Origin of the sequence: Caballeronia sp. LP006 (assembly GCF_031450995.1) — a bacterium.
Classification (GTDB): Bacteria; Pseudomonadota; Gammaproteobacteria; order Burkholderiales; family Burkholderiaceae; genus Caballeronia.
This window is the reverse complement of sequence record NZ_JARTVW010000005.1, coordinates 1331017-1346698: the sequence shown is the minus strand read 5'-3', so window position 1 is coordinate 1346698 and position 15682 is coordinate 1331017. Positions and strand designations below refer to the sequence as shown.

Genomic DNA, 15682 nt, shown 5'->3' with positions numbered 1-15682 from the left:
TTTATCCCTATCAAGCTGGATCAGAAACGGCCGCCATCGCAATAATGGACCCTATCCCCGATACCAAGCCACAAGGCGCGTTCTCGGCATTGCTGGCAGACCAGGACCTGACTCATCTCGAGCGGGTGTTGCGGCAGTCATTGTCGCGCGACGCGGGCGGGTACGCGCTGCCACCAGCGTATTGGCGCGAGCGTCTCGCGGCCATCACGCGGCAGGCGCATCTGTCTCACACGCAGTTGCAGACGGTGCATCGGTTGTATTTGTATGTCGACCGGTTCGAAGCCGCCGCAGAGGCACGCGAAGCCAAGCGCCTGGCCGATGCCGCCGATATCGAACCCGGCGCGCCGCTCAGTGCCGATGCCTGAGCCACCAGTCCCGCAGCGGATGATGCGCCGCTTGCTCGAGCTCACGTCGCGCCATGCGCTCGCGCCGCGCATCGCGCCAATCGTCGGCCAGCAAGACGATGCTAATGGCGGCAAGCGCCGCAAGGCCCACTAGAAACATCGGTAAGTCGAACATGGCGCCCTCCTTTGAATTGCCGCCATGTCTTTATGATAGGACGCGCAGTCACGCACGGCCAGCCAATCATCCGCCCGCCGAAGCCGAAGTTGAAGCCCCCTGCCGCGCCCGCTGCTGTTGCGCATGCGCCGCGAGCCGCACGGCCGCATTCGCCGCGCCGTAACCATCGTAACCGCCGCGCCGTTCGATCACTTCCAGGAAGAAGCGCTGATCGAGCTGCTCGGTGTACGCATGAAAAAACTCGCCGCCACGCTCGTCGCGATCGTAAAGAATGTTGTGTTCGTGCATGGCGTCGATCAGTTCGTCGGCCAGGCCGTAGCGCGCAACCAGATCGTCGTAGTAGTTGCGCGGAATGCGCAGGAATTTGACGCCATCGGCTTCGAGTCGAGGAATGGCATCGAAGATATCGGACGTGCTGAACGCCACGTGATTCAAACCCGAACCGCGATAAGTCGTCAGCGACTCCACCACCGCCGTATGCCGGTCCATCGACGCATTCAGCGCAATGCGCACCGACCCGTCGCGGCTGCGTACCGCACGGCTGCGCACGAGACCGTACGGGTCCGGCACGGTCACGCTCGCTTCGACCTCGAAGCCGAACGCGCTGCGGAAAAACAGCACCCAGGTGTCGAGCGCGTCGGCGGGCAGCGACAGACACACGTGGTCGATACGTTCGAGCGGACCCACTTCGTAAGGCCCGTCGATGTCCGTCAAAATGAAATCGGATTCCCACAGCGTGGGACCGCCCGGTTCCTCATCGACGAAATAATCGAGGCTGCCGTCCGGCGACTGCACGCCCGGCACCACGCGCTCGTTCGGTCCGACCTGCCCCGAAAACGGCTTCGACCCATAAGCGGCCGCGCGTTCGAACGCGAGCTTCGCGTCATCGACATGAAATGCGGACGCGCACAGCGACAAGCCGTGCTGCTCGAAGAACGCGCTCGCGAAGGAATCGGCTTCCGCGTTGAGCACGATCGACCCCGCGCCATGCCGGTACAGCGAGACATCCTTCGAGCGATGCTTGCCCGCCAGCCGAAAGCCCAACCTGCCGAGCCAGCCGGCGACATGTTCGCGCGTGGCGGCATCGACGGCGAATTCGAGGAACTGGAAGCCGATATGCGCGGGCGGCGCGGGCGGATCGAAGAGTTCGGCTGGCGCCTGGTCGCCCATCAATGCGCGCGTCTGCTCTTCCAGAAAGCGCAGCGAGCGATGCCCGTCCGCGGCGGTGATGGCCGTGGGCGCCGCGCGAAAACCATCGTTGAAGATTTCGAGCGAGAGCGGGCCGGTATAACCCGCTTCGAACACGCGCGCCGTGAAGCCCGCGACATCGAACGCGCCTTGTCCCGGAAAGCAGCGATAGTGACGGCTCCATTCGAGCACGTCCATGGCGAGCACGGGCGCATCGGCGATTTGCACGAAGGTGATGCGGTCGCCCGGAATCCGCGCGATCTCCTCCACCGAATCGCGGATGGAAAGCGTATGGAAGCTGTCGAGCACGATACCGAGACTTGCGTGATTCACGGCATCGACGAGTTTCCACGCGTGCTTGTACGAGTTGACGTGACGCCCCCACGCAAGCGCTTCGTATCCGACGATCACGCCCGCTTCTTCCGCGAGGCGCGCGAGCTTGCCGAGTTGATCGACGATCAGCGCGTCGTCGCCGATGGTGTCCGGCGACACATTGCTGCACGCCAGCATGCGATCCGCGCCGAGCTCGTGCATCAGCTCGAACTTGCGCTTCGCGCGCTCGGCGTTCTTCGCGAGACGCTCGGCGCTCACGCCCTCGAAGTCGCGAAACGGCTGGAACAGATAGATGGCGAGGCCAAGATCCGCGCACATGCGGCGCACGTCGGCGGGCGTGCCGTCGAAGTACAGCAGATCGTTCTCGAAAATCTCGACGCCATCGAACCCTGCCGCGCGGATTGCCTTCAGCTTCTCGGGCAAGGTGCCGCTGATGGATACCGTCGCAATGGATGTCCGGATTGAACGCAGCATCGCTGCCTCCTCGTTGCATTCAGATGATGCGGGTGGATCGGTGCAGTCCCGTCAGTGTAGGACGTTCGCGGCGCTTGCGGGAAACGGAGCGGTGCGCACGCAATCCATGTCATTGTGCGCAAGCATAACAAACTAACTAGACCGTACAAATACGTGAAAACACCGAAGGACACGGCACCGAGCGCCCGTCACACTGCGCTTACATTATTTGCACTGGAGTATTGCGCATGACCAGCAAAGCGTCTCCCCGCTCCTATCTCGTCGGGCTGATCGGCTCGGGTATCGGCGGCTCGCTCACGCCCGCGATGCACGAGGAAGAAGGCGGCAAGCTCGGGCTCAACTATGTGTATCGACGGATCGACTTGCAGGCGCTCGCGCTCGAACCGTCCGCGCTGCCCGATCTGCTCGATGCCGCCGAACGCATGGGCTTCGACGGGCTCAATATCACGTATCCGTGCAAGCAGAGGGTGATCCCCTTGCTCGACGACCTCGACCCCGACGCCCGCGCGCTCGGCGCGGTCAATACGGTTGTCTTCAGGGATGGCAAGCGGATCGGCTACAACACCGACTGGTCGGGTTTCGCGCGGGCGTTCGAACGCGGTTTGCCAGGTGTGCCGATGGATCGCTTGGTGCAACTCGGCGCGGGCGGCGCGGGCGCGGCGGTGGCCCATGCCGCGCTGACCCTGGGCGCGCGATCGCTCACGCTATTCGATTCGGACGACGCTCGCGCGGCCGCGCTCGCAAGCGAACTCGCCGCGCGTTTTCCCGATCGCGAAGTCAAGAGCGGCGGCGATCTACGCGACGTGTTGCAGATGGCGAACGGCCTGATTCATGCGACGCCCACCGGCATGGCGAAACTGCCCGGCCTGCCCTTGCCCGCCGAGTTTCTGCACAAGGACTTGTGGGTGGCGGAGATCGTCTATTTCCCGCTCGAAACGGAGTTGCTGAAAGCAGCCCGCGCGCTCGGCTGCCGCACGGTGAGCGGCGGCGGCATGGCGGTGTGTCAGGCCGTGGATGCGTTGCGCATCTTTACCGGCCTCGAACCGGATGCCGAGCGCATGTTCGCGCATTTCCAGAGTTTGCTGGAACGCTGAGCCCTTCGGCGCCCTCGAAACCAAAACGGCGGCACTCGCAGAAGTGCCGCCGTTTTGTCTTGGCTCGTCTTGGCTTCAGTCTTCGCGGCGCACGAAGCGCAGCACCGCTTCGATGATCATCTCGCGATGCCGCGCCCGTGAACGCGGCCCGGATGGATCGCGCCCGAACGCCGCGCCCCACGTATGCCGATTCGCCACGCGATGAAAACAGAACGAGCTGATCATCAGATGTAGATCGATCGGGTCGATGTCCTCGCGAAAACGCCCCGCCGCGACACCGCGCGCAATCAGGTCTTCGATGGTCTTGATGACGGTCGAGTTACGCGCCTTGAAGGTCTTCGACTGCTCGATATACTTCGCGCCATGCACGTTCTCGATAGTCACGAGACGCACGAAATCGCGATGCTTGTCGTGATAGTCGAACGTGAAGCCGATGAACTCGCGCATGGCCTCTTCCGGGTCCAGCTCTTCCAGCCTGAGCTCTTGTTCGAGCGCGCGGATGTCGCCATACACCTGCTCCAGCACGGCTTCATAGAGACCGTCCTTGCTGCCGAAGTAGTAATACAGCATGCGCTTCGTGGTGTTGGTGCGCTCCGCGATTGCATCGACGCGCGCGCCGGTCAGACCCATTGCCGAGAATTCCTGCGTCGCGATGTCAAGGATGTTCCGCTTGGTCTCCTCAGGATCGTACTTGCGCCGCCCTTCCGAGGACGACGAGGGCGCAGCACTGGCGGCCTTGCTTCCTTTCTTCATTTTTCTGTCTGAGAACGGCATCGAAAATCGATTCTAGCATGGGGCTTCCAAGCGTCTTATGCGCTTCATCCCTATGCGCGGCATTTGTTTTCAAAGGCTTAACCTATAATTTTTCGGTCCCCGATGCGTGGTCCGCATCAATCAAACGAGAATCGAATGAAGCACCTTCAGGTACTTGCCGCATCCTTGCTGGGTCTTGGCGCCCTGCACGCGGCGGCGCAGACGCAACTGCCTCCCGGTCATCCCGCCACGCCGCAACTGCTGGCCGCCGAAGGCGTGATGACGAGCGCGAACATCGCGCGCGGCGCAGCCGACGTGTGTCATATCGACGCTGCCAAGGTGGCGCGTTTCAAGGACATGGCACGCAAGAACTTCCCCGATGCGCCCGATTTCGACGCCGAGTGGAAGCTCGGGCTCGCGCAGGCGCAACCGACGGTGGAGCGCATCAACAAGCTGCAAACGAGCAATCCGGCGCAATACCAAAAGCAGATCGACGAAGCCTGCCCGGCGCTGAACAAGGGTATCGATGAAGCGACGGCACAGGCTCAATAAGCCGTCGTCCGAAGCGCCCTATTTGCGTTGCGCGTTGGCGTAGTGCAGGCGCTTCTCGACATACATCGCGGCATCGGCGCGTTGCAGCATCGGCTCGATGCGCTCGCCTTCGTGCGCGGTCGCGGCGCCCATCGCGAAACTGAGCGGCATGCCCGAGTAGAACTGATTGTTCACTTCGAGCAACTGGCGAATGCCGTCCATCAGCGCCTCGCCGCCGCGTTCGTCCGTGCCGGGCAGCAGCACCATGAATTCGTCGCCGCCTATCCGCGCCGCCTGGAACGGCTTCTCCACCGCCTTCGAGAGCACTTCGCCCGCGCGGCGCAGCAAGGCGTCGCCGGCCGCGTGGCCGAGCTGATCGTTGACGGTCTTGAGGCCATTCACATCGACCGCGATGGCCGTCACGGGGAACGGGCCCTTGCGCTCCAGCCGATTGATTTCATCGGCATAGAACGAGCGATTCTTGAGCTTGGTGAGCACGTCGTGCTTGCCGAGAAACTCCAGATACGCCTCGGCCTTCTTGCGCGCGGTGATGTCCGTGAGCGCGACGAGCACGAGATCCCAGCGCTTCTCGTGCCCCGGAAACACCGAAAATTGCAGGTGCACGTGCACCTCGTTGCCATCGAGCGAATAGTTCAGCACCTCGCGCTGATGAAAGAGCTTGTGCTCCCATAGCTCGATCAACTGCTCCTGAAAGTGCTGCTGCATGTCGTCGCGGAACACTTCCGGCAGACGCGCGAGCAAGGTCGCCTTGTCGGGCGCGGCGAACATGCGCAAGGTGTGCTGATTCACGTCGAGGACGTGAATCTCCTGCATGCATCGTTCGACGAATTCGGGGTGCACGCTCGTAAAGGTACGGAAGTCGACGATACCCCGTTCGCGTACATCGTCGAGCAAATCTTTCACTGAACTGAAGTCTTCCACCCACAGCGAAACCGGCGAATGCTCGAAAAGGCCGCGCGCATAAAGGCCGCTCGCCGCGGTCTGGCGGCGCATGGTTTCGAGTTCCGTGATGTCCTCAATGGTGACGAGCACACGGCTCCACGTATTCTCGTGCCCCGGCAAGATCGCGGCCTTGAGAAGCACGTCGAGACGCTTGCCGTCGAGCGTGTAGTTGACCGTCTGGCTTACGAAACGCGGTTCGCCGGACCAGAGTTGCTCCAGTTCGTCGATGTGCGTGGTCAGCATGTCGTCGCGAAACACGCGTTCGAGGTTTTGCACGAGATGATCGAGGTCTTTCGCGCCGAACAAGCCGAGCGTGCGCCGATTCACCTTCACCACCCGAATGCGTGAAGAGCATTCGACGATGCGCGCCGGGTCTTCTTCGAGGAACGCGCGCAAGTCGGTGACGCCCGCCGCGCGCCAGCGCTCGAACTGCTCGCGCACGGCGCTGAAGTCTTCGAGCCAGAGCGAGACCGGAGCGAGGTCGAACATGTCGGCATCGTCTTCCGGCACGCTCGCGGGGGTGAACTGTCCAGTGATTGGGCGCGGATCGTTTGGCATAAAAATCCCTTCGGCTTGCGTCGGAGCGCTATTCTTCGCACGATTTGTCTCAATATTGTAGCGCGCCGCTTTTCCGTCCCATCCGCTGATAAGCGAGCAGATTCCGGGCGATTTTCCCGAATCAGGAGCGACGCCCGACTCAATTGAGGGGCGGATGCTACACTCGATCGAATAATGCGCCGCAAGTTCAACTCCCGATCGTAGGCATGCTTGCTGCAATCGGTTGCGTGCTGCCGTATTCAAGCGTGCATCGACACACGTCCGCGGACCCTTTCAGTCCGCCAACTCCCAACACGCGACAAGGAGGCATGACTCTCATGGCTGATTTCCGCATCTGGTCCGACGAATTTCCCGCCAACGGTTACTTGACGCGCGAGCACGAGTTCGATCAGCAGGCTTTCGGCGTCTCGGGCGACAACCTTTCCCCGGCACTGCAATGGGAAGACCCGCCCGCCGACACGCGAAGCCTCGCGCTTACCGTCTACGATCCCGACGCGCCCACCGGCAGCGGCTTCTGGCACTGGGTCGTGGTCAACATTCCCGCCGATGTCCGCTCGCTGCCGCGCAACGCGGGCAAGGCGGATGGCAGCCTCTTGCCAGCGGGCGCGCTGCAAATGCGCAACGACTACGGCACGGTTGGCTTCGGTGGCGCCGCGCCGCCGCGTGGCGACAAGCCGCATCGCTACATCTTCCGTATTCACGCGCTGAAGGCGGATCAACTGCCGCTCGATGCCAACGCGACCAATGCCGTTGCGCGCTTCATGACTCATCTCAACGAGATCGACTCGGCGACGTACACCGGTCTCTATCAGCTGAAATAAGCACCACGCTTCTTCGCCGGACGATGCGCGCATCGTCCGGCCGTTGAACGCGCCGCTCCTACCTTTCGCCTACCGATGGATTCCGAACAAGGTCTTCCCCTGCCGCAGCGTTATTGGGCCATCGCGGTGGTCGCGCTCGGCATTACGCTCGCGGTACTCGACGGCGCCATCGCCAACGTCGCGTTGCCGACCATCGCGCGCAATCTGCTGGCCTCGCCCGCGGATTCCATTTGGATCGTCAACGCGTATCAGCTCACCATCACCATCTCGCTTTTGCCGCTGGCTTCGCTCGGCGACCGTATCGGCTACCGTCGCGTGTATATGGCCGGCCTCGCGGTCTTCACTGTCTCGTCGCTGGCCTGCGCGATGTCCGGTTCGCTGCTCACGCTGACGCTAGCGCGAATCGTGCAGGGATTCGGCGCGGCGGGAATCATGAGCGTGAACACCGCGATCGTGCGCATGATCTATCCGCAAAAGCATCTGGGGCGCGGCATCAGCATCAATGCAACCGTGGTCGCGATTTCATCGGTGATCGGTCCGACGGTCGCCTCGGGCGTGCTCTCGGTCGCCACCTGGCCGTGGCTCTTTGCCATCAACGTGCCGATAGGACGCGTGGCGCTTGCCATCGGCACGAAGGCGCTGCCGCGCATGGACGGGCATCGCCGGCCTTACGACTACATCAGCGCGCTGATGAACGCGCTTTTCTTCGGGCTTGCCATCGTCGCGGTCGACGGGCTCGGGCACGGCGAGCATCGGCCGTATGTGATCGGCGAGTTCATCGTGACGGCGGTCATCGGCTACTTTTTCGTGCGCCGGCAATTGCGTCAAAGCGCGCCACTTTTGCCCGTCGATCTGTTGCGCATTCCAGTGTTCGCGCTATCGATTGGCGCGTCGGTGTGTTCGTTCTGCGCGCAGATGCTGGCGTTCGTGTCGCTGCCTTTTCTGCTGCAGAACGGCTTCGGCATGAGTCAGGTCGAAACTGGCTTCCTGATGACGCCGTGGCCGCTCGTGATCGTGTTCGTCGCGCCGCTCGCGGGCGTGCTCGCGGATCGTTATCCCGCTGGTCTGCTGGGCGGCATCGGGCTGGCGGTTCTGACCGTGGGTCTTGCGCTGCTCGCCACGACAGGCCCGCATCCGGATGCGTTCGATATCGGCTGGCGCATGGCGGTCTGTGGGCTTGGCTTCGGGCTGTTCCAGTCTCCGAACAACCGACAAATCATTTCTTCCGCGCCACGGCATCGCAGCGGCGGCGCGAGCGGCATGCTCGGCACGGCGCGGCTGACGGGGCAGACACTCGGCGCGGCTATCGTCGCGTTGATCTTTGGCGTCGAGCCACAGCACGGGCCGCTGATCGCGCTTGGCGTAGGTGCTGGTTTCGCGGCGACGGCGGCTTTGGTTAGTCTCTTGCGGCTGACGGGGAAGCGTAGCGTCGAGACCGTTTGATGGTTCGGCTTTAGCCATGGTTTGGCCGATCACCGACGCGCCCCAGCCCCCACTTGGGCACACCCCTTGCTCCTTTTCGAATCAGGTATCCGCCTCTTGCGGTGCATCAAAATTCGAGCAATGAAGGAGTGAAGCAATGGCAATTTCCCTTGACGGTTACAGGGTCGCGATTCTTGCATTGGACGGCTTCGAGCAAGCCGAACTAATCGAGCCGCAGCGCGCGCTCAAGGAAGCTGGCGCGCAGGTCGATGTCATTTCTCAAAAGCCCGGACAGATCCAGGGCTTCAAGCACGTCGACAAAGGTGACAAGGTCGATGTGGACCAAACCTTCGACGCCGCCAACGCATCCGATTACGACGCCGTCGTGCTGCCGGGCGGCGTGGTCAACGGCGACGCCATCCGCCTGGACGCCAAGGCGCAAAGCTTCGTAAAGGAAGCGGATCAGGCGAAGAAGCCCATCGCCGTGATCTGCCATGGCGGCTGGCTGCCGATCTCGGCGGGCATCATTGCAGGCCGCACGATGACGAGCTGGCCGAGCCTGCAGGACGACATTCGCAACGCGGGCGGCACTTGGGTCGATCAGGAAGTACAGATCGACGGCAATCTCATCACGAGCCGCAAGCCCGACGACATTCCCGCTTTCAACAAGGCACTGATCGACGCGCTCGGCAAGACGCGCGCCGCCTGAAACAAGAAGCGACGGGGCCACCGTATTCAACAAGAATCAACGACCAAAACGGAGTCGAGCCGATGATGCCGCGATCGTTGTTCGCAGGCTGTGCAAGTGCGATAACGCTGGCCGTTGCCTGCGCTGCTCACGCGCAGACCGGTGACGCCGCAAGCGCCAAGCTGTCGAGCGTCGACCAGCAGTTCGTGCAAGACGCCGGCACCGCGGGCGCGACCGAAATCGCAGCCAGCAAGCTCGCGCTCACGCATGCAAGCGGCAAGCAGGTAAAGGACTTTGCACAGCGAATGATTGCGGATCATACGAAGCTCGCGCACAGCCTGGATGGAATCGCAAAACGCCACGGCATGAGCGAGCCACCGAGCGCGGATTCGTCGGTGATCGGCAGCCTGCAAAATCTTCAGGGCGATGCATTCGACGATGCCTATATCCAAAAGGTAGCCGTCGATGGGCATCGCAAGGCCATGGAGTTGTTCAAGCAAGAAAGCGAGCAAGGCAATGACGCCGCGTTGAAGGCAGTCGCGGCGAAGGCGTTGCCCGTTATCGGCCATCACTACGCCATGGCGCAACAACTGGCGAAGGCAAAGGCGGCGTCATGAGCGTCTTTCAATTCATGGAAGTCATCGATGTATCCGACAGCCCTGCAACACGGCTGACCCGCGCCGTAGCGGACGCGCATGCAAGACATCGTCCGGCCTATGAGGATTCGACCATGCATATCACCTTTGCAGACGAAAAACCCGTGTTCGATGGCGACGACCTCGCCCTTCACTTCACCGCGCTCGTCGATTCCGAACCCGTCGTGTGCTCGATTAGCGCCGAAGCGCTGGAAGATCATTTCGGCGCTCCATCCGCGCGCGAGGACGATCTGCTTCCCGCATTCGAGCGCGGCGAGGCGCGCATTCGCGCGGTATGCGCCGAAGTGCTCGATGACAACGGCGGCGTGCCCGTCGTGCTGCGTAGCGGCTTGTTCCGCGTCGCGGGACTCGAACCGGATTGAGCAGGACTTACATCGTTAACCCGTTGTCCCGCGAGCGCACGCGCCCGGGCCGAACCACGTAACACTGAAAAGAAGGAGGGAATATGTCCCTGATCATCGCGGGTCGCTTCCAGACTTTTCCCGCTGCAGAAGCCGCGGCACAGCGCCTCTTCGAACGCGGCTTCATCGAAGAAGATGTCACCCTGTTCTTCGTGAATCCGGGCGGTCAACATGCGCGGCATCCGCTGGGTGGCGATGTCGGCACCGACGTTGGCGCGCGCTCCTCGCCCAAGGGCGCGGGTAAGGGCGTGACCATCGGTGCGGTCGTGGGCGCTATCGTCGGCGCGGCGCTCTTCGCCATCTTCAAGGCGCCGCTAATCGTCTCGGCCATTGCAGCGGGTGTCGGCGCTTACGTTGGCTCGCTGGCGGGCGCGATGTCGCATACCAAGACCAAGGAATCGGCTCACACCGAAGCGGCGCCGCGTCATGCGGGCGTGCTGGTCGCGGTGCATGTGTCGCCGGAGAATTCGAACGATGCCGCCACCATCTTGCGCGATGCAGGCGGCGTCGATGTCGAACGCGCGTCGGGCCGCTGGCAGCAAGGCAAGTGGAGCGACTTCGATCCGTCCAAGCCGCCGAAGCCGGTGGAAAAGTTTGCGGAACATCGTGCCTGAAGCGAATGACTGCGGAAAGCGGTCTGCCGGGCACGCCGCGTGCGTCTACTCGTACCAGAGCCAACGTGCCGGATGTTGCACGATGGCAAGATCCAAACTAATAGGAGGTGTCATATGAGCACGAACGTCGTATCGGTACTCAACGATCTCATCGAAACGTCGAAGGACGGCGAAAAGGGTTTCCTCAAGGCCGCCGAAGAGACGCATGACGCAAGCCTCAAGCTGCTATTCCAGGACCGCGCGCAAGCCTGCACGACGGGCGCACGCGAGTTGCAGGAAATCGTTCAGCGTCTGGGCGGCACGCCGGAAACGGGCGGCTCGGTTGCAGGCGCGCTGCATCGCGGCTGGGTCGATGTCAAATCGGCCGTCACCGGTCACGGCGATCACGCGATTCTCGCCGAATGCGAGCGCGGTGAAGATTCCGCCAAGAAGAACTATCGCGAAGCACTCGACAAGGATTTGCCCGCCGATGTGCGTGCCGTGGTCGAACGCCAGTATCAGGGCGTGCTCGAGAACCACGACCGTATCCGCGATCTGCGCGATCAGTACGCCGCAGCGAAGTCCTGATTCGGTTTAGCGTCGAAGCCGCGAGGTTGGCGGCTCGTGATGCGACAGTCGCCGCGCCAAGTGCGCGGCGATTTTTTATTGCGGCGCGCGCGTGTGGAAGCGAAAGCTCAAAGAGAAACGGCCGCTTGCGCGGCCGTTTCAGTTAAGCAGCAGGCAACGACGAAGGCTTAGTGCGGCTGACCCTTGTCGTTCGTCCCGAGCGCGGAAGCCGCAGCGGCCGCCGATGCGCCCTTCAGTTTGTGCGCCTTGTCTTGCTGATGCAGATACGTGCCTTTCTGCTTCTTCGCCGGAGCGGCAGCGGCGTCGGAAGCCGCTTGCGCGAATGCCGTCGTCGAGAATGCGAGTGCCAGCGCGCCAATCAAGGCCATCTTTTTCGTCTTCATAAGAGCTCCATTTGCCGTGGCCCTTGGATGCATCGCGAAGGAAGCATTCGCAGGCCGGCTTTGCGTAACGTCCTCGAACGGACGTACTTCGTTTTAAGGTAGCAAAGATGCTGCGAGGGTATTGCGTGTCATGCCCGTCTGCGACTTTCGCATGGCCGCGCGCACGTTCTCCACGCTGCTCATGCAAGAACCCGCGCTAGAAGCCTGGCCTCATCGTTCAAGAGAGCGATTCGCCAAACTTCCGCGCGGGTTCCGGTACTGCGACTGCTACACCGCGACCCGCCGTGACGAGCCGGGCATACGCACTATGCCATTAGTTGGCAGCGATTTTAAGATGGTTTTTCACGGAAGCAACACCGGAAACCTGCTTTACGGTTTCTTCGGCGGCGGTCTTGTCTTCCGCCGACGGCACCGTGCCGGTAAGCGAGACGACGCCGGCGCGCGTCTTGACGTGAATATGCGTCGACTTGACGTTCTTCGCTTGCAGCAGTTCGGCCTTGACCTTGGTCGTCACTGCGCTGTCATCGACCTTTTGGCCAACGGACGTGTCCGTCGAACCCGAGTTCGTCGTCGTGGTCTGCGCGTTCACGTTCAGCGCGAACACCACACATGCGATACCGCCAGCAGCTTTGAGGAATTGAGTCGTCTTCATGGCAATACTCCATTTTTTCGATTTTCGATACTGCGCGTCCGTGGCTTTGAGCCTATTGCGGAACGCCCCGTGGGTGCTGCTTTTAGTGATGCTCGATCACGTTCGCCGCGTGTTGCACGAATCGTGTCCCCCCCTACCGCAACTTGCGTGCCGTGCCCCGTCAAAAGTGCTTAGTGGGTCTCCGCACGCAGCAAAAAAGCCCGACGAATCAACGGGCTTGGCGCTTCTCGAAGTCGTCCTCGGCGAGCGCGGCATCGACCGCTCAAGTCCGATCCATAAGCTCGGGAGGGCGCGGCGCTTTTGTCTGAGTGCGTGTAAAAAGTGCGCGAAAGCATCGCTTCGCCAAGTGAAAACAAGCCGTGGACAAAGATCGAAACGTAGATGCAGCAGGCATCCGATGCGCATTGGCATAACCATTGCTTTAGTCCTCGTTACGAACACCTCTCAGTCCAGAATAACGAGGATTAGCAAGCAATGCCGCCTACACTCGAACTTCGCACCAAGCAAAGCCTCGCACTCACCCCGCGCCTTCAGCAGTCGGTACGCCTGCTGCAGTTGTCGTCGCTGGAGTTTCAACAGGAGTTGCGTAACGCGCTGGACACGAATCCGTTTCTCGAATACGACGAGTCGCAAACCGAAGACAACGCCCTTTCCGCCGACAACGGCAATTCGATGAGCGACTCGCCGCTCTCGAATTCGTCCGACAATGCGACCGAAGTGCCAATGGCCTCCGAAAGCAGCATGGACAGCGACTCCGGCGGCGACAACAATTCGCGCGACGACTCCATGAGCGACTACTCGTCCGATCCGTTCGGCCGCAGTTCGACGCGTAATAGCGGCGACGGCGAAGGTTCCGATCCCGCCGACTGGGTACGCATCGAGCCGTCGCTGCATGAGACGTTGCACGATACGCTGCGCCTCTATCAACTCAGCCAGCGCGACCGCGCGATTGCCCAGCTCATCATCGAAGCATTGGATGACGACGGCTATCTGCGTCAGGAACTGAGCGAACTCGCCGATGTGGTCGATATCGAACCGGCGCTGACCGAAGACGAACTCACTATCGCACTCAAGCTCGTGCAGTCGCTCGACAAGCCGGGCGTCGGTGCGCGCAATCTCTCGGAATGCCTGACCCTGCAGCTCGATGCGATGCCCGAAGGCACGCCGGGCCGCGCCGTCGCACGCGAGATCGTGGGACATCATCTGGAACGGCTTGCACGTCGCGAGCAGGCCGAACTGCAAAAGAAGATCGGCTGCAGCGCGGAAGAACTGCGTATAGCGTGTGCGCTGGTGCGTCGTCTCGACCCGAAGCCCGGCGAGAACTACGGCGCGAGCGAAGACAACTACGTGGTGCCGGACGTCATCGTGCGTCAGGTCAAGAAAAGCTGGGTCGTCACGATCAATCCGGCCGTGCTGCCGCGCGCGCGCATCCACCGCATGTACGCGGAATTGTTCGCGCAGTCCGCTGGCGCAAGCCGTTCGCCGCTCGCGCAACAGTTGCAGGAAGCGCGCTGGCTGATCCGCAACGCGCAGCAGCGCTTCACTACGATTCAACGTGTGGCCGAATGTATCGTCTCGCATCAAAAGGCGTTCTTCGATTACGGCGAAATCGCGCTCAAGCCGCTCGTCCTGCGCGATGTCGCCGACGAACTCGGCCTGCACGAATCGACCATCTCGCGCGCTACGGGCAACAAGTACATGTCGACGCCGCGCGGCATCTTCGAATTCAAACACTTCTTCCCGCGCGAACTCAGCACGGAAAGCGGCGGTACGTGCTCGGCTGCCGCCGTACGCGCGCTGCTCAAGGAAATGATCTCGAAGGAAAACTCGCGCGACCCGCTATCGGACGTGAGCCTTGCCAAGATGCTCGCGGATCAGGGCGTGATCGTCGCGCGCCGCACGGTGGCGAAGTATCGTCATCTGATGAAGGTGCCGCCCGCCGAGTTGCGCCGCCAAGCCTAAACGCATGCAGCTTTCACGCGCTGACGCATTGGGCGACGACCCGGTCAAGAGAGTCGCCTCGTAGCCACAGCACGCAGCCGCCCTGTCAACGGGCGGTTTTTTTATGCGCGGCCGAATCGCCGCGTTTAGTCGACGCGCTAACGCCAGCCTGCCTCCCGATGCGTGCGCCTGCGTGCCGCCGTTGCCGCCAGCTCCGCGCCGAGCAGAAAAACCGCCGCCGAATAGTAGAGCCACATGAGGATGATCGCGAGCGACCCCGCCGCGCCGAACATGTTAGCCGTGCCCGCATGCGCGAGATAAAACGCAAACAGTCGCTTGCCCGCCTCGAACAACATGGCCGCCGCGGTTGCGCCTAACGCGGCGTCGCGCCACATCATGCGCGTGGTCGGCAAGAACTTGAGCAGAAGCGTGAACGCGAGCATGAGCATGCCAAGTGAAATCGCGCGCTGCGTGACGCTCGACAGAATAATGAACGGATTGCCGTCGCCGAAAGCCCAATGGCCGAGCACTTCGACGAGCGCATCGAGCACGAGCAACGCAACCACCAGCAAGCCGGAGCCGACGACCAGGCCGAAGGACATCAGCCGAACGCGCAGCAGCGAGACGATGCTTTCCTTCGCGCTCACGATAGGCGTGGGCCAGATCACGTTGAGCGCGCTATGCAGCGATGAAAACGTCGCCGATGCGCCGATCAGCACGCCGCCCGCCGAAAGCAGCGCCGTGCTGCGCGCGATATCCGCGTGCCACGCGTTGGCGACGATGGCTTCGAGCGCGTGCGCCGCATCGGGGCCGACGACGCCGCTGATTTCATCGAAGAGTCTGCCTTGCACGGCATCCGCGCCGAAGAAAACGCTCGCGACCGCGATGACGATGACGAGCGTCGGCGCCAGCGAGAACGCCGCGAAAAACGAAATCGATGCGGAGAACATCAGGCAATGGTCCTGAATCCATTGCCTGACGGGATCGACGAACCACGCAACCCAGCCGAAACGCGACGTGCGGCCGATAGCGACAGGCGTGGAAGAGGTCGGAACTTCTCGGGTCATCGGCGTGAGCTTGGCGGTTATCAATCGCCGATGTTAACGCCGCTTCGAAAGACGTGC

Annotated in this window: 18 protein-coding genes; 11 read left to right on the top strand and 7 right to left on the bottom strand. The window is 62.1% G+C overall.

Annotation, left to right across the window (positions count from 1 at the left end):
• Positions 1-44 precede the first annotated feature (44 nt).
• Positions 45-365 carry a hypothetical protein gene (locus P9250_RS22955; RefSeq protein WP_309961147.1) on the top strand — a complete coding sequence of 107 codons (321 nt, stop codon included), beginning with the start codon at positions 45-47 and terminating at the stop codon, positions 363-365.
• Here the strand turns inward: P9250_RS22955 and P9250_RS22950 are convergent.
• Positions 349-519: a hypothetical protein gene (locus tag P9250_RS22950; protein ID WP_309842076.1), complete on the bottom strand. Its 171-nt coding sequence runs from the start codon at positions 517-519 to the stop codon at positions 349-351. The genes P9250_RS22955 and P9250_RS22950 overlap by 17 nt on opposite strands.
• 66 nt (positions 520-585) lie before the next feature.
• Positions 586-2502 (bottom strand): sugar phosphate isomerase/epimerase and 4-hydroxyphenylpyruvate domain-containing protein, encoded by a 1917-nt coding sequence (locus P9250_RS22945; RefSeq protein WP_250464024.1) that lies wholly within the window; start codon positions 2500-2502, stop codon positions 586-588.
• A 239-nt stretch (positions 2503-2741) separates the two neighbouring features.
• On the opposite strand from P9250_RS22945, the gene P9250_RS22940 reads away from it, so the two are divergent.
• Complete coding sequence (locus P9250_RS22940) at positions 2742-3608, top strand: shikimate dehydrogenase (protein ID WP_310395349.1); 867 nt, start codon at positions 2742-2744, stop codon at positions 3606-3608.
• Between the two features lie 75 nt (positions 3609-3683).
• On the opposite strand, the gene P9250_RS22935 is transcribed toward P9250_RS22940, so the two are convergent.
• Positions 3684-4361 carry a TetR family transcriptional regulator gene (locus P9250_RS22935; protein ID WP_244827470.1) on the bottom strand — a complete coding sequence of 226 codons (678 nt, stop codon included), beginning with the start codon at positions 4359-4361 and terminating at the stop codon, positions 3684-3686.
• Positions 4362-4517: 156 nt separating this feature from the next.
• Here P9250_RS22935 and P9250_RS22930 point away from each other — a divergent pair, with 156 nt between their 5' ends.
• Entirely contained in the window at positions 4518-4913 is a 396-nt protein-coding gene (locus tag P9250_RS22930) for a hypothetical protein (protein ID WP_310395347.1), read from the top strand.
• 18 nt (positions 4914-4931) lie between these two features.
• Here P9250_RS22930 and P9250_RS22925 read toward each other — a convergent pair whose 3' ends face one another.
• Positions 4932-6413, bottom strand: coding sequence for a sensor domain-containing diguanylate cyclase (locus P9250_RS22925; RefSeq protein ID WP_250525582.1), 1482 nt, complete (start codon positions 6411-6413; stop codon positions 4932-4934).
• 317 nt (positions 6414-6730) lie between these two features.
• On the opposite strand from P9250_RS22925, the gene P9250_RS22920 reads away from it, so the two are divergent.
• From P9250_RS22920 to P9250_RS22890, 7 genes are all read left to right on the top strand, one after another.
• Positions 6731-7234: a YbhB/YbcL family Raf kinase inhibitor-like protein gene (locus P9250_RS22920; protein WP_250463998.1), complete on the top strand. Its 504-nt coding sequence runs from the start codon at positions 6731-6733 to the stop codon at positions 7232-7234.
• 75 nt (positions 7235-7309) lie between these two features.
• Positions 7310-8677 carry an MFS transporter gene (locus tag P9250_RS22915; RefSeq protein ID WP_310395344.1) on the top strand — a complete coding sequence of 456 codons (1368 nt, stop codon included), beginning with the start codon at positions 7310-7312 and terminating at the stop codon, positions 8675-8677.
• Between the two features lie 136 nt (positions 8678-8813).
• Complete coding sequence (locus P9250_RS22910; protein WP_250463994.1) at positions 8814-9365, top strand: type 1 glutamine amidotransferase domain-containing protein; 552 nt, start codon at positions 8814-8816, stop codon at positions 9363-9365.
• A 62-nt stretch (positions 9366-9427) separates the two neighbouring features.
• Positions 9428-9961 carry a DUF4142 domain-containing protein gene (locus tag P9250_RS22905; RefSeq protein WP_250525580.1) on the top strand — a complete coding sequence of 178 codons (534 nt, stop codon included), beginning with the start codon at positions 9428-9430 and terminating at the stop codon, positions 9959-9961.
• Between the two features lie 113 nt (positions 9962-10074).
• Complete coding sequence (locus P9250_RS22900; RefSeq protein WP_244827994.1) at positions 10075-10362, top strand: DUF1488 domain-containing protein; 288 nt, start codon at positions 10075-10077, stop codon at positions 10360-10362.
• Positions 10363-10445: 83 nt separating this feature from the next.
• Positions 10446-11015: a hypothetical protein gene (locus tag P9250_RS22895; protein WP_244827463.1), complete on the top strand. Its 570-nt coding sequence runs from the start codon at positions 10446-10448 to the stop codon at positions 11013-11015.
• A 114-nt stretch (positions 11016-11129) separates the two neighbouring features.
• On the top strand, positions 11130-11582 hold the full coding sequence (locus P9250_RS22890) for a PA2169 family four-helix-bundle protein (RefSeq protein ID WP_310395341.1): 453 nt from the start codon (positions 11130-11132) through the stop codon (positions 11580-11582).
• 167 nt (positions 11583-11749) lie between these two features.
• On the opposite strand, the gene P9250_RS22885 is transcribed toward P9250_RS22890, so the two are convergent.
• A complete protein-coding gene (locus P9250_RS22885) occupies positions 11750-11965 on the bottom strand; it encodes a hypothetical protein (protein ID WP_250463988.1) in 216 nt (71 codons plus the stop codon).
• A gap of 313 nt (positions 11966-12278) precedes the next feature.
• Positions 12279-12617: a BON domain-containing protein gene (locus P9250_RS22880; protein WP_244827460.1), complete on the bottom strand. Its 339-nt coding sequence runs from the start codon at positions 12615-12617 to the stop codon at positions 12279-12281.
• Positions 12618-13091: 474 nt separating this feature from the next.
• Between P9250_RS22880 and P9250_RS22875 the strand changes: the two genes are divergently transcribed.
• Positions 13092-14579: an RNA polymerase factor sigma-54 gene (locus tag P9250_RS22875; RefSeq protein WP_310395339.1), complete on the top strand. Its 1488-nt coding sequence runs from the start codon at positions 13092-13094 to the stop codon at positions 14577-14579.
• Between the two features lie 137 nt (positions 14580-14716).
• On the opposite strand, the gene P9250_RS22870 is transcribed toward P9250_RS22875, so the two are convergent.
• Positions 14717-15625, bottom strand: coding sequence for a YihY/virulence factor BrkB family protein (locus tag P9250_RS22870; protein ID WP_310395337.1), 909 nt, complete (start codon positions 15623-15625; stop codon positions 14717-14719).
• Positions 15626-15682 lie beyond the last annotated feature (57 nt).